General features: G+C 43.0%; 14 protein-coding genes. 9 read left to right on the top strand and 5 right to left on the bottom strand.

The window, feature by feature from the left end; all coding sequences use genetic code 11:
* On the top strand, nucleotides 1-614 hold a 614-nt coding region (locus PN499_RS22635; protein WP_272034852.1), incomplete at its 5' end, for a transposase.
* A gap of 152 nt (nucleotides 615-766) precedes the next feature.
* Nucleotides 767-2,341, top strand: coding sequence for a photosystem II high light acclimation radical SAM protein (locus PN499_RS22630; RefSeq protein ID WP_272034850.1), 1,575 nt, complete (start codon nucleotides 767-769; stop codon nucleotides 2,339-2,341).
* A gap of 28 nt (nucleotides 2,342-2,369) precedes the next feature.
* Here the strand turns inward: PN499_RS22630 and clpX are convergent, their stop codons facing one another.
* Nucleotides 2,370-3,752 (bottom strand): ATP-dependent protease ATP-binding subunit ClpX, encoded by a 1,383-nt coding sequence (clpX, locus tag PN499_RS22625; RefSeq protein WP_272034848.1) that lies wholly within the window; start codon nucleotides 3,750-3,752, stop codon nucleotides 2,370-2,372.
* 294 nt (nucleotides 3,753-4,046) lie between these two features.
* Here clpX and PN499_RS22620 point away from each other — a divergent pair, with 294 nt between their 5' ends.
* Complete coding sequence (locus tag PN499_RS22620) at nucleotides 4,047-4,502, top strand: aspartyl protease family protein (RefSeq protein WP_007354961.1); 456 nt, start codon at nucleotides 4,047-4,049, stop codon at nucleotides 4,500-4,502.
* A gap of 139 nt (nucleotides 4,503-4,641) precedes the next feature.
* On the opposite strand, the gene PN499_RS22615 is transcribed toward PN499_RS22620, so the two are convergent.
* On the bottom strand, nucleotides 4,642-5,298 hold the full coding sequence (locus PN499_RS22615) for a hypothetical protein (RefSeq protein WP_272034846.1): 657 nt from the start codon (nucleotides 5,296-5,298) through the stop codon (nucleotides 4,642-4,644).
* Nucleotides 5,299-5,725: 427 nt separating this feature from the next.
* Nucleotides 5,726-5,872, bottom strand: a complete 147-nt coding sequence (locus PN499_RS22610; protein WP_272034844.1) for a chlorophyll a/b-binding protein — start codon at nucleotides 5,870-5,872, stop codon at nucleotides 5,726-5,728.
* Nucleotides 5,873-6,226: 354 nt separating this feature from the next.
* On the opposite strand from PN499_RS22610, the gene PN499_RS22605 reads away from it, so the two are divergent.
* The 6 genes from PN499_RS22605 to PN499_RS22580 all read left to right on the top strand — a co-directional run bounded on the left by PN499_RS22605 (nucleotide 6,227) and on the right by PN499_RS22580 (nucleotide 12,635).
* Nucleotides 6,227-9,445: a WGR domain-containing protein gene (locus PN499_RS22605; RefSeq protein WP_272034841.1), complete on the top strand. Its 3,219-nt coding sequence runs from the start codon at nucleotides 6,227-6,229 to the stop codon at nucleotides 9,443-9,445.
* Nucleotides 9,446-9,470: 25 nt separating this feature from the next.
* Complete coding sequence (locus tag PN499_RS22600; RefSeq protein ID WP_272034840.1) at nucleotides 9,471-9,692, top strand: type II toxin-antitoxin system HicA family toxin; 222 nt, start codon at nucleotides 9,471-9,473, stop codon at nucleotides 9,690-9,692.
* Nucleotide 9,693: 1 nt separating this feature from the next.
* A complete protein-coding gene (locus PN499_RS22595; protein WP_272034838.1) occupies nucleotides 9,694-9,921 on the top strand; it encodes a type II toxin-antitoxin system HicB family antitoxin in 228 nt (75 codons plus the stop codon).
* Nucleotides 9,922-9,927: 6 nt separating this feature from the next.
* Complete coding sequence (locus PN499_RS22590; protein WP_272034836.1) at nucleotides 9,928-10,128, top strand: type II toxin-antitoxin system HicB family antitoxin; 201 nt, start codon at nucleotides 9,928-9,930, stop codon at nucleotides 10,126-10,128.
* A 33-nt stretch (nucleotides 10,129-10,161) separates the two neighbouring features.
* Nucleotides 10,162-11,805 (top strand): cupredoxin domain-containing protein, encoded by a 1,644-nt coding sequence (locus PN499_RS22585; protein ID WP_272034834.1) that lies wholly within the window; start codon nucleotides 10,162-10,164, stop codon nucleotides 11,803-11,805.
* A 434-nt stretch (nucleotides 11,806-12,239) separates the two neighbouring features.
* Nucleotides 12,240-12,635: a phosphomannose isomerase type II C-terminal cupin domain gene (locus PN499_RS22580; RefSeq protein ID WP_272034833.1), complete on the top strand. Its 396-nt coding sequence runs from the start codon at nucleotides 12,240-12,242 to the stop codon at nucleotides 12,633-12,635.
* Between the two features lie 59 nt (nucleotides 12,636-12,694).
* On the opposite strand, the gene PN499_RS22575 is transcribed toward PN499_RS22580, so the two are convergent.
* Nucleotides 12,695-13,387: a pentapeptide repeat-containing protein gene (locus PN499_RS22575; RefSeq protein ID WP_272034831.1), complete on the bottom strand. Its 693-nt coding sequence runs from the start codon at nucleotides 13,385-13,387 to the stop codon at nucleotides 12,695-12,697.
* 325 nt (nucleotides 13,388-13,712) lie between these two features.
* A partial coding sequence (locus PN499_RS22570; RefSeq protein ID WP_417063894.1) for an ISAzo13-like element transposase-related protein occupies nucleotides 13,713-13,891 on the bottom strand: 179 nt, incomplete at its 5' end.

The following is a 13,891-nucleotide window of genomic DNA, read 5'->3' as shown; positions in this document are numbered from 1 at the left end:
TAGTAAGTTTAAGTCAACCGCACATCCGTCCTATTGTGAGAGGAAAAGCAGGAAAACCCGTCGAGTTTGGAGCAAAACTGTCAGCGAGTTGCATTGAAGGATATGTATTTTTAGACCGGATAAGTTGGGATAATTTTAACGAATCAGGAGACTTGAAAGCACAAGTAGAAGCATTTAAAAATTATACAGGATACTATCCAGAATCAGTCCATGCAGATCGAATTTATCGGACGAGAGAAAATCGAGCCTGGTGTAAAGAAAGAGGAATTAGAATTAGTGGGCCTCCGCTAGGAAGGCCACCAGCTAATGTGAGCAAAGAAACAAAGAAACAAGCCTCAGAAGATGAAAGAATTAGAAATGCAATTGAGGGCAAATTTGGACAAGGAAAAAGAAGATTTAGCCTGAATCGAGTGATGGCAAAACTTGATAATACTTCACAAACAGCTATTGCTATTACTTTTTTAGTAATGAACCTTTCTACCTGGTTAAGACGGGTTTTTTGTGTGTTTTTATGTCACAAACCGAAAATCACACCTATTTACGGGTCAGTCATTATCAAAAGCTATAACTGGGCAAGTTATAGTAAACAAAAAGTTATGTTTCACCGAGCTTGAATTGCCCATCAAGCGCGATGCCTGCGGCTGGCGGAGCCTACGCGATTTTTCTTAACTTATTCAGCAAGCCCTAACTACTAACTAAGCTTGCTATAACTAGAGTGAAATTAAAGAACCCTCTAAAATTCGTAATTTCCGATATAATAAACATCATGGAAAACCGAGTTCTCTACGTTCGCCTCCCTTGTAATCCTATTTTTCCGATAGGGGTTGTCTACCTCTCCGATCATGTTCACAAGCTCTTTCCCAGTGTAGAGCAGCGGATTTTCGATCTGGGTGCGGTACCTCCTTTGGATTTTAATAGTGCCTTAGATGCTTGTGTAGATGAATTTCAGCCAACATTGCTAGTTTTCTCTTGGCGAGATATTCAGATTTACGCACCAGTAGGCGGTAGAGGTGGGAATCCGCTTCAGAATGCCTTTGAGTTTTATTATGCTAAAAATCTTTTGATTAAAATGCGAGGCGCATTAGGGGGACTGCGGTTAGCAACTTCCTACTATGCGGAACTCTGGCGTAATTTGGGTTTAATCAAACGGGGGTTGAAACGCGCCCAAAAATATCATCCCGATGCACGTTTAGTAGTAGGTGGTGGTGCTGTCAGCGTGTTTTACGAGCAATTGGGCCGCAGTTTACCTCCGGGGACGATTGTCTCCGTAGGTGAAGGAGAGGCGCTGTTAGAAAAATTGTTGCGGGGTGAGGATCTTAGTAACGAACGGTGTTATATTGTTGGCGAAACTACGCCGCGCGATCGCTTGATTCACGAAAAGCCAGCTAATATTGAAAAAACCGCTTGTAATTACGATTACATTGAAACCATTTGGCCGGAATTACAGTATTACTTTCAAGACCAAGATTTCTACGTTGGCGTACAAACTAAACGCGGCTGTCCTCATAATTGCTGCTACTGCATTTATACAGTAATTGAAGGTAAGCAAGTGCGGATTAATCCTGCGGATGAAGTAGTTGCAGAAATGCGGCAATTATACGATCGCGGCATTCGTAATTTCTGGTTTACCGACGCTCAATTTATCCCCGCACGTAAATACATCGATGATGCTGTTGAGTTATTGCAGAAAATCCTTGATGCCGGGATGACTGATATTCACTGGGCCGCTTATATTCGCGCAGATAACTTAACGCCGCAGTTGTGCGAATTAATGGCGAAAACGGGGATGAATTACTTTGAAATTGGCATTACTAGCGGTTCTCAGGAACTCGTTAGAAAGATGCGAATGGGTTATAATTTGCGCGTAGTTTTGGAAAATTGCCGCGATTTGAAGGCGGCGGGTTTTAACGATTTGGTTTCGGTGAACTATTCATTTAATGTGATTGATGAAACCTTTGATACGATTCGTCAAACTATTGCCTATCATCGGGAATTAGAACGAATTTTTGGCGCTGATAAGGTGGAACCTGCAATTTTCTTTATTGGGTTGCAGCCTCATACTATTTTAGAAGAGTATGCGTTTAAGAAAGATATTCTTAAACCTGGTTACGATCCGATGAGTTTAATGCCTTGGAATGCCAGGAAGTTGTTGTGGAATCCTGAACCTTTTGGTTCGTTTTTTGGGCAAGTTTGTTTAGATGCTTGGCAGCGAAATTCTAATGATTTCGGCCGCGAAGTGATGGCAATTTTAGAGGAAAAATTAGGATGTGCTGATTTGGAAGAGGCCTTAAGTGCGCCGGTGGAAGTCAAGGAGAAAAAGTTGGTAACAGTTAACGGTTAACGGTTAACTGTTAACTGTTAACTGGGAATTATGCAGTTTCGTGCTGTTTTCGCCAAGCAGGATGCCAGAGTAATTCAGCAGTCGATCGCTTCTCCACCATTTCCTTAGTGATAGTACATCGAGCCACATCCTTGCGGGAGGGTAACTCGTACATCACATCCAGCATCAACTCTTCCAAGATGCTGCGGAGAGCCCGCGCACCAGTTTTGCGACGATAGGCCTCCTGTGCGATCGCCTTCAGCGCATCCCCCTGAAAATCTAACTGCACATTGTCCATCTTCAGCAGCTTTTGATATTGCTTAACCAGCGCATTTTTGGGCTCAGTTAATATCTCCATCAAAGCCGCCTCGTCTAAGGGCGAAATCACCGTTACTACAGGCATCCGTCCCACAAACTCAGGAATTAAGCCAAACTTCACCAAGTCATCAGGTTGTGCGTGTTGCAAAATATCTGCTGCACGTTTATCCTTTGCCGGAATGCCATTAGCTACACCCTCCGCTTCCTGTGGCTGAATGAAGCCCAAAGATTTCTTACCGAGACGCTGTTCAACTATTTTTTCCAAACCAACAAAAGCACCGCCACAGATAAATAGAATTTTGCTAGTGTCAAGTTGAATAAAATCCTGGTAAGGATGCTTGCGGCCACCTTGAGGGGGGACATTTACCACCGTTCCTTCTAATATTTTCAGCAAAGCTTGCTGTACGCCTTCGCCGGAAACATCCCGCGTAATGGAAGTGTTTTCGCTTTTACGGGCAATCTTGTCAATTTCATCAATGTAAATGATACCGCGCTGGGCAGTTTCTACATCGAAGTCTGCTACTTGTAGCAGCCTGAGTAAGATATTTTCCACATCATCACCGACATAGCCAGCTTCAGTCAGCGTCGTTGCATCCGCTACTGCAAAGGGAACATCCAGCATTTGCGCCAAACTTTGAGCAAGGAGGGTTTTGCCGCAACCTGTGGGCCCAACGAGTAAGATATTGGATTTTTGGAGTTCTACGGCATCATCAGGGCCAGACTTGGTAGCCTTATCTCGATCGACACTCAAACGCTTGTAGTGGTTGTAAACGGCCACTGAAAGCACTTTTTTCGCCGAGTGTTGGCCGATTACGTGGTTGTCCAAGTGTTGCTTGATGTCTACTGGTTTGAGAATGGCAGTTGTAGAGGTTTTGGACTTTCCGGGTTTGCGTGGTTGCGATCGCGTGGGGTTTGAGAGAGATTCTCGCATCTCTGAGTTGGACGTTCCAACAGCAGCTTTGCTTGAGTCAAAAAACTCCTCTTCTAAAATTTCGTTGCACAGTTCCACGCACTCATCGCAAATGTACACGCCGGGCCCGGCAATTAACTTACGGACATACTCCTGCGACTTGCCACAAAAGGAGCATCTTAATTGGGAGTCATATTTAGACATATCTGCCTCTTACATTACTGTTGCGGTTGTTTGTCCCGATGAGGGGAGCTGCGGCTGGATCGACTTTTGCTGTATCCCTTGGGAGTTAGGCTTTTCGCTCTCTACTTCTAAACTAGCACTGACTGCTATTTATTTGAGGAAAGAAACTATTTGCGGCTGTTGGGCTTGTTGTCTGGGAGCTGTGTTGGCGAAGTCCGCCGTAGGCTCGCTATTTCCTGGTAGAAAGGTGCGATCGCGTCTCAGTTAGCAAAACTCATATAATCTAAGTAGGAAAAGAGCGAAAGGTAATTTTATATGAAAGAATTAAATAAATTAGAACTAGATGGAATTAAGAACATGGGGGCAGTTTACACTCAAGTTAAGCTGACAAATGCAATAGATGAAGCTCTAGTCAGTCGAGGTTTGCTCGCACCTCGGCTATTGCGTGAGTGTGAAACGGAAGGTCTAGTAGATACAGGCTCAGTTTACCTAGTAATTTCAGCAAAGATAGTAGAGCAGCTAGGTTTACGAATTATAGCACAGCAGCTTGTCAAGTATGCTGATGGTCGTCAGGAAACTGTAGGAGTAACGGAGGCTATATTAATTGAAGTTGAGGGGCGTAGGACTACGGAGGATGCACTGGTGACAGGTGATGAGGTATTAATTGGTCAGGTGGTTTTGGAGAAGTTAGATTTGCTTGTGGATTGTAAAAATCAGCGGTTGATGGGTAATCCAGCTAATCCTGATTATCCTGTAACTTATATTAAGTGAAAAGAAGGGGCTAGGGACTAGGGACTAGGGACTAGGGAAAGAGGAAAAGAGAGGGAGAATGGGGAGGATGGGTAATTAGCCATTAGCCATTAGCCATTACCAATTACCAATTACCAATTACCAATTACCAATTACCAATTTATCGCAGAGTAACTTTAACTGATGTTTGTATTGATTTACTGGCCACTATCAGAATGCGGTAGACTCCAGATTGAGGTAATTTAGCTAAGGCTTCGCCGTTGCCTTGATCGAGCAGTTCTCCCGATGGAGATTCGATCGCTACGTCTACATCCTTAGCGGTGACTGTCATTGTTTGCCCAACTTTCGCCTGAATTGTTAAAGGCTGGATTTCGTAGGCGGATAATTTAAGTTCAATGCTGGTATCTTTTGCTCCTCGCGCCATCGGGAGTTGGCGCTCTGGTTTATATGACCAGATTGCTTTAAAGTCACGTTCCAAAACAAAGCTAGTTGTCTGTTTTTTGGGCGTGATCCTTACTCGATAAAGACCTGACTCCGGTAATACCCCTACCCATTGGCTTACCTCTGTTTGAATGATGCCTAATCTTTGACCACTGGGGCTAAATAGTTCTGCTGTCAAGCTTCCCGCCCACAGAGATAGGGTGAGTTCTCGCCCTTTAGTTCCCTCAAAAATATAGGTCGTAGGTTGAGCAATCGTCTCTCGAATTTCGGGGCTTGACATTCGCCGAATTGGCTCAATAGTTGGGGTTGTGGTATTGCCAAGTGCAGTTGTTGCCACAAATACGGCCAGTAGCCCTGACAGTATTAGTTTTTTCATTTAATGTCCCAGTTCTGATGGCATGAGGTGCTGTAGGACATTACTTCGGTTTCCCTGGCTACGCCGGAAAAAATGTGGCGATCGCGAACTGAGAAATAATGAGTTCTAAGGGTTGGTGGAATCGAGCAATTTTGTCTTTTATCAATGAAAATTTTACGGCAGAGATTATCGCTCCGATCCTTAAGCGCCTAGTTGCTGAGGGTGTTGGGTTAGGTCATTATTGCCACCAAGAATTAGAGCTGCATAAGCTGCTTAAAAGAAATTAAAGTCACCTCCCCAAAGCGAACCCTCAGCCCGTTCTCTACCGCAACCACGCCTTAAAATTAATAAGTCCCCTTCAGGTAATCTGAAGAGGACTTTGTGAAGAGTGGGGCGATCGCGCTTTGTGGAGGGCGATCGCGCGTAATCTAGTATCTAGGGTAATGGATTACATCAAGCCCAACTGGGACAAAATACCTTGACCAGTCAGGAACTCAGTAGCAAGGCCAATTGCGAAGCCGAGCATGGCCAGACGACCATTCCAAGTTTCGGCGAAATCGGTAAAGCCCAATTTGGTTGTTTCTTTAGTTTCCATGATCGCGAACCTCGTTTAAATTCAACCTTATTAAGAAATGTAACACAAGGAGAGAAACAATGCAACATTTTTTTACATTTTTTTGCAATGCCCGCTGTGAGGGAAACGGAGGCAGTGCTGATTCATTCTTTTAAAGCTATAGTCTGACAGAGACTAAAGTCCCTGTCTCAAGTGCAAAATTCGTCTGAAGACGACTAGACAGCTAGTATTTGAGTCGGTTTAAACCGACTTCAGCTATTAGGCAGGGACTTTAGTCCCTGACGGGTTTCGGGAAAATGAAACAGCTCTGCCCCTCTCCCCGATCTTCCTCTGAGTAAGCTATAACGACAAATAAGGCATCTGGCGGTAAATCTGATGAAACTGATTAAACAAACTACTCTTCATTTCCAGGAAGCAGGTTCCGATAAGGTTTATGAAGTGGATCTGTGCCAGGTAGGGGAAGACCTTTATCTGGTAAACTTCCGCTACGGTCGCCGAGGTACGAACCTCAAAGAAGGGACAAAAACTGATAAAGCGGTGCCTTTGGCACAAGCTCAAAAAGTATTTGATAAGCTGGTTGGGGAAAAGACTAAAAAAGGCTATCGCGACGTTACGAGTGCAGGGGTAAATGTTGCGCCTGCTGTACCCCAAACCGCCACAGTTGTAGAGATTTCAGTTGGAGATCCGCGTAAACAAGCTATTATCAATCGTCTCGCTCGTGGTGGCAATAGTAAATGGCCCTTGGAACGTGCCATCTGGCGTGCGGGGGAATTGAAGATCCGGGAAGCTGCGCCATTGTTAATTCAATTATTTCGTAGTGGCGATCGCTTAAGAGATTATTGCATTGCTTGGGCCTTGGGTTGGTGTGGCGATGAGAGTGCAATTCCCGTACTTCAGCGAATTGTAAATGGCGATCGCCTTCCTCTTGAACCCAAAATGCCCGAATTTGTTGGTCGCATCGCCTGGGAAGCAATTGTTAAATTATCCGATGAAGAAACAAAAGCAACATTGCGTTCTGAAAAAATAGCACAACTGCCATTAGAATTGCGAGAAATAGCACAAAATGGTTCAGCGGAGGCATTCTCAACAGCCTTAATTAGTTATCTTAATAACAATGAACCTCAGCGTTTTTCCGTCCTCGATACTATCTATCAAATTGACAACAATTCAGTGCGTCCCGCCCTACTTAATATTTTATCGACTGCACCGCTAAAACCAAACTATTTTAAACAAATTCGTCACATTTTCAAGATGGCTGAATATCGCCATGATGCCGAAGTTTTTGCGATTCTTACTCGTCGATTGGAAAAAGAATCGGCAATGTTCCGCAGCGATGGTAATTATATCCGACTTCCAGAAGGCGAATACTTGAGAAAATACGAATATCATTATAATCCTCAAGCCCGCAAGCACGAAAGAGTTAAACTCAATGAATTTGTCCAGGAAATGGAGAGCGATCGTGCGAGAATTGCCTACAGCAATAAAACTCGCGACTATCTACAACGGCGGGTTTGGCGAACTCTTAAACAATTAGGTGAAGAAAGTGATTCTGATTATATAAAAATGGCTGTCACCCTTCTCCTTCAATATACCGATGCTGATGCCGGGGAAGTTAAAAACAGCGATTTTCAGGTATGGAATTACTCAGACTGGACTCGCATTCATTATAATCGCGACTGGGATAGTTATGCTGGCTATTTAACATTTAACCACATTTTATATGAGAATAGTCCCCGCTATGTTTTATTTCCCCATAACAAAGCATGGCGTTGTCAGGAAACCTATAAACCTGGAGACCCAGAACCCGAAGTTCGAGAAGAAGCATTTCCTCAACTGTGGCAGCAAAACCCAGAAGCGCTACTACAATTGTTATTAGAAAGTAATTGTCAGCCCGTTCATCATTTTGCCGTTAAAGCTTTAAAAGATTGCCAACAATTTTGTGCAAATATTGACATTAACACAATTATAAAGCTTCTTAGCAAACCCTACGAAGTTACAGCCGAACTCAGTTTCAATTTAGTCATAAACGGTGGCTATCACAGACAGCCAGCCAACAAAAAATTAGTTCTTGCTGTTGCCAATTGCGTATCTCAAAATGCACGGAGATCGGCTTACCGCTGGATAGAAGAACAGCGGGAATATTTCTTAGAAGACAGCCAATTTATTGCTGCATTAGTGACTAGCGCACAAACAGATACTCGCCAATTTGCTCGTCGCTTATTGAGTTCATCCATTATTAATGATAATACTGCCAGATTATTAATCGCACGAATTATCGCTGAATTGTTAGCTTTCCCAGGAGAACCAACCGAATTAGGGGAAATAGCGAAAGAAATCGCCGAAACTTTGCTAATTAGCTTTACACCGCAATTGCGAAATTTAGGATTAGGAATTATCCTTGATTTACTCAGACATCCCCTACCTGAGATTCAAGAATTAGGGGCGCGGATTTTACTAAATCACGAAATAAATGCTGCTAATTTACCCCCGAATTTGATAGAGTCTCTACTAGAATCGCCCTACGAACGAGTGCGAGTAGTGGGAGTTAGATTATTTGGTCAATTACCCGATGAAACTTTGATCGGTTCTCAGAGTATTTTGATAATAGCAATGGCCGTTAATCCTGTGGCTGAAATTCGCAATGCGATTAGACCAGTTATTCGGCGTTTAAGCAGAGAATATCCAGCTTTTGCTACTCAGTTAGTCTCTGAGTTTATTGATGTGTTAATGATTCCCGAAAGACATCAAGGCGTTCACAGCTATTTAGTGAGTTTACTGCGAGAAGACATTCCAGAATGGATGTCTAGTATCGATCGAAATACCGCTTTGCGATTGCTTAAAGCTAAATCCTCTGCGACTCAAGAATTAGGAGGTTTTATCCTGGGAGTACATTACCCAACTTGGGCAGCAGAATTTGATATAATAGACATAGTTAAGCTGGCTAGTCACGAAATTTTGTCAGTGCGAGAAGCAGCGCGAAAAATGTTTGTAGCAAATTTAGATCGCATTCGCAGCAATTCCCAGGAAATGTTAGCGGCTGTCCGCCTACTTGAGTCAAAATGGGATGATTCGCGGGAATTTGCCCATCAAACTTTTAAGACAGAATTTTCTAGCGAAGAATGGACTCCAGAGGTGATGGTTAGCATCTGCGATAGCATTCGGGAAGATGTGCGCCAATTTGGACGAAACTTAGTAACTCGTAATTTTCAAGCAGCTTACGGACAAGATTATCTGCTAAAATTTAGCGAACATCCTTCGGGAGATATGCAATTATTTGCTACTAATTATCTAGAAAGTTATGCCGTCGAGCATCCCGATCGATTGAGAGAGTTAATGCCTTATTTTATCACCGTATTATCGCGCGTAAATCGGGGTAGAGTTGCTAAACAGAGAATTTTTGCCTTTCTAGATGCAGAAGCGCAAAAAAGTGAAGCAGCGGCGATGGTTGTAGCCGAGATTTTAACTCGACAATCTGCTACAATTGCTATTGGGGATAAGGCCGCTGCGATTCAAACTATGTTAAAAATTCACAAAGTTTATCCGCAGCTTAATTTACCTATTCAGGTGAAAGAAGTTGTAGAAGTCAGAAGTTAGTGTTTATGACGTGGCAAACGGAGTTATGCCAAAAAAAATCAGGGAATTAAAAAGTATGTTATTGAAAGCAGGATTTACTTACCGTACTGGCAAAGGTAGTCATACAAAATGGTATCATCCTCTTGTATCTGGAGTAATTACTCTCTCAGGTAAAGATGGTAATGATGCTAAACCTTACCAGGAGGCAGATGTAAACAATGCAGTTCAGAAAATAGAAGAAATTAACAGAGAAGAAGAGGAAAAATAAAATGATTTGTCACTATAGTATAATTATCCAATGGTCAGATGAAGATCGGTGTTTTGTTGTCAGCCTCCCTGAGTGGGGAAATTTCTGTCACACCCACGGAGATACATATCAAGAAGCACTTAAAAATGCCCAAGAAGTTTTAGAACTTCTGATTGAGTCATCATTAGAAGACGGGAAACCTTTACCGGAACCTAAGATATTTGGAAAATCTTTTCAGCCAGTGGGATGACGAACCATGAAAGATTATCACTTTAATATTAATATTTTCTACAGTCAAGAAGATGAGGGTTATATTGCCGATATTCCCGATCTAAAATACTGTTGTGCTTTTGGTTTAACGCCAGAAGAAGCACTCCATGAAGTAATAATTGCTAAAACTGCTTGGCTTGAGACCGCTATGGCCGAGAGCAAGCCTATTCCTAACCCCAAATATTGACCCGCAATTTACCAAGCTAGTTGAGGAAAAACAATGGAATTCAACTACTCTTACAAAGGCAACTCAGGTGTTAGCGAACGGGGTGGAAATACCCAGATGTCTTTCTCCCCAGACACCAAACGCCCACCTACTTATTTTATCGGAGAATTGCGTCAAAATGTCGCATTTCGCGAGGCGATTAGTGCCTTACACGATGTCGTAGTGTCCGATATGCGATTCCAGCCCAAAGATAAAACTGCTTATAAAGAATGGCGTGCCAAACAGGAGGAAATCGACTGGCAACTTGTCGCCAATCAGCGTCAAGAATTAGCAGCAAAAATACAGCCATTGCAGGCAGAATTAAACCAATTTTACCAGCGCCGTTCTGAACGTTTAAAACCTTATTATCGGGCGCGAGAATCTTTCCGCCGCTATGTTTGGCAAAAAGAATTAGACTTTTATTTTGTCTTCGACCCAGTAATTACCGTCCATCCAGATGAAGTATTCTTTGAATGTTTCAGCGTGGATGAATCAAGTTATGGCCGTTTGGGTGCAAGCTACGAGGTGTTTAAAAACATCAATGAATTTGCTTGCGGCACTACCAATGTTGATTACTCGGCGGCCCTTTATGATGAGTTTCAAAAAGTTCGCAGTTACAAAACAACTTTGCTACAAGTTGACCCCTCTGGCTTTGAAGTTCAAACTACTAATGAAGAGGCATTTAAAGAAGTTAAAATTGATTTACCCGACAGTTGGGTAAGAGGTTTTCTGCAAGTTAGTTCGGCAATGTCCTTACCTGCGACGCAATTTGATTTGCATCCGATGGACATTCATAATATGTGTTTTATCCTGCGTCGCCATAAAGAGAAAAAAGGGCCGCGCAGTCTGCGTTACCATCTGAAACCAGGGGAACCAGTGCGGATCGTTTTTGAACCTTGGGGGACAGAAATTATTTGTCACCGTTCGATTTATCATGGTTTGCAAGCACAAGAAGTTCGGGTTTGGGGTCGTCGCCGCCTCCACATTTTAGAGCGTTTAATTCCTGTAGCTAAAAAGTTTACCGTACATTTATTAGGTACGGGAATGCCGTCCTTTTATGTAGCTGATTTAGGCGATATGTCCTTTACCTTGGGATTATCGGGATGGAGTGCGAATGATTGGTCAAAATCTGGTAACTTTGATTTAATGGCTCCCCGTGCTGATGTTGATAGTTGGACGCAACAACTTATTTTTGATGCTTTGCGGGAAAATTGGCGAGAAACTCCTGATAGTTTGGCCCAGCGACTTAAGTTAAGTCGGGCCGCAGTTTTAGGCGCTTTAAGTGCTTACACTCAGGCGGGAAGAGCTATTTACGATCTGAATAAACAGGTTTATCGGGTACGCGAATTAAGCCGAGAACCTTTGCCAATGGAACGCCTACGTTTTGCTAATGAGCGAGAAGAGAAAGCGACTCGTTTTCTAAATCAAAATGCAGTCCAGATAAATGCCTCAAATATTGATGCGGCTGGTGCATTTACTTTACAAGGAAATGTGAATGACAAAGAAAAAAGTTTTAATCCCTGCTTGACAGTTGACGCAGATGAGCGTATAATTCAAGCAGAATGTAATTGCAATTGGCATCAGCAAAATAAGCTGTACAAAGGCCCTTGCGAACACATTTTGGCTCTGCGGATGCAATACAGCCGCCAAAGTCAATAAGTTAATAGTAAGTTAGTGAATTACGCGCCGTAAGTACCCGGTATTCCGTATCCTTACAAATGGTAAACAGCCTTGCAATCCGGGCGGTGGATCGCCGTCCTTGCGCTTAGTTCTAGCACGCATCACTAGCCTGCTCTTGACTGTGCGGGCTTTCAGTGATACTCGCTATTCCGGTTTAAATTCTGTGAATAGAATGAGCGAGTATCACTGAGCCCGCTGGAGTTGAGCAGTCTAGTTCTGAGGGTTTACGAAGGGGCAACCAATTGGCGGCGCGTGATTTTTTTTATAATAATTAAAAATGATATTAGTTGCGATCTGTTATTGTTCGCTGTGCGAAGCAATCGCAAGGTGTTGGGATTGCTTCGGGCTTGCTTCGTACCTCGCAACTGCGCTACGCTTGGCTCGCAATGACAAGTATTTAATCGGACATGATTATGATTCCCAATGACACTGAACAACAAACTCCTACTGATACCTTACCTAGCGATGGGACTACTCGGATACGTCCCTGGGGTAAAGTTACGATCTTAGAAGAAGGCGAACGTTATCGGATTAATCGTATTGAAGTAAAACCAGGTCATCACATGAGTGCTCAGATGCACTATCACCGTAGCGAGCACTGGGTAATCGTTTCCGGTACTGCTAAAGTTATCTGCGACGGGAAAGAGCAAATTTTGATGCAAAAACAATCAACTTATGTACCGATGAACACGCCTCACCGACTAGAAAATCCGGGGGTAATTCCCCTAGTAATGATTGAAGTGCAAAACGGGGAATATCTAGGTGAGGATGACATTATCAGATTTCCAGAAGATCCGGAAGAGGAGTAAAAATTAGCCTCAAATCATCATAGTAGGGTGGAGGCTACCCACCCTAAATTTCTAATAACTTAAGATCTCAGTTTTCCATCCGGCATCGTCGTATCTTGCATCGCCGCATCCCTCAGATCCACATTGGCGATATTAGCATCTTTTAAGTTCGCACCAGTCAAATCCGAACCTCCCAGATTTGCGCCACTGAGATTCGCACCAGTCAAATCTGCATCTCGCAGGTTAACTCCCATTACTTCCATTCCCATTAAACTACCGCCCTTAAGAGTGACATTAGTTAAATTCGCGGTAGATTGGCGAGTATTCCTGAGATTTGCACCCACCAAATTTGCACTTTCCAAATTTGCACCCAACAAATTCGCATACCTGAGATTAGCCTGTTCCAGATTGGCAATCACCATGCCTGCCAGAGTCAGATTAGCACGGCTTAAGTTAGCCTTACTCAAATTTGCACCGTGCAGTCTAGCTCCAATCAGAGTAGCACTCTGCAAGTTAGCTTTACTCAAATTTGCCTGATTCAGCTTCGCTTCATTAAGATTCGCTCCTTTGAGGTTAGCACCGCTTAGGTTCGCACCGCTGAGATTGGCACCGCTAAGGTCAAATCTTGCTAGTTTTGCTCCCGTCAAGTCGCATCGCGGACAATTTTTGGTTTCAAGTAACTGCTTAAGATGCTCTGCATTTTCCGCTTTCCCTGGAGCACTGAAACCAAGTGTCAATAATAATGCCGTTGTTGCCAAAATCCCAACTCTCATCTCCCCAACCTCACCAAAGTCTCCTGACTTTCAAATATGCACTATTTTTCCATACTGCTGAGTGATTACAGTCTTTGGGGACTGTGACTGTAATCACTGAGTGGTAATTGTTAGTGGTTGGTTGTTAGAGATTTTAGTAAAATATAGCAATCCTATATGATTTGTGAGAAGTTACCATAACTGTGAAGCTTGGCGAAATCAAATATCTGATAATGAGTAACTAACTTAAGTATATATTTGACCAGAAGTGTTGAATCTTGTCACAAATTTGTTACTAAATAATACTCTTTTTTACTGTCGCGATCGCGGTATTAAAATTTGAGTTTTATCTAGGGTATACAAATAGGGAAATGGATACCAACCTCCACCAACTTTTCAGAGATTCACAAGCAAATTCACTGGTATCTTTACTGTTGCCTAATGTTATATATCCTCGATTTTCTTGAGCATCGTAAATCCCATGTGGAATTACTTTTCCGTGACCTAAGCTCCAAAAATCATGAT

The organism is Kamptonema animale CS-326 (genome assembly GCF_028330895.1).
GTDB classification, from domain to species: Bacteria; Cyanobacteriota; Cyanobacteriia; order Cyanobacteriales; family Microcoleaceae; genus Kamptonema; species Kamptonema formosum.
The sequence above is the reverse complement of the archived record's forward strand: the minus strand, read 5'-3'. Positions and strand labels throughout refer to the sequence as shown.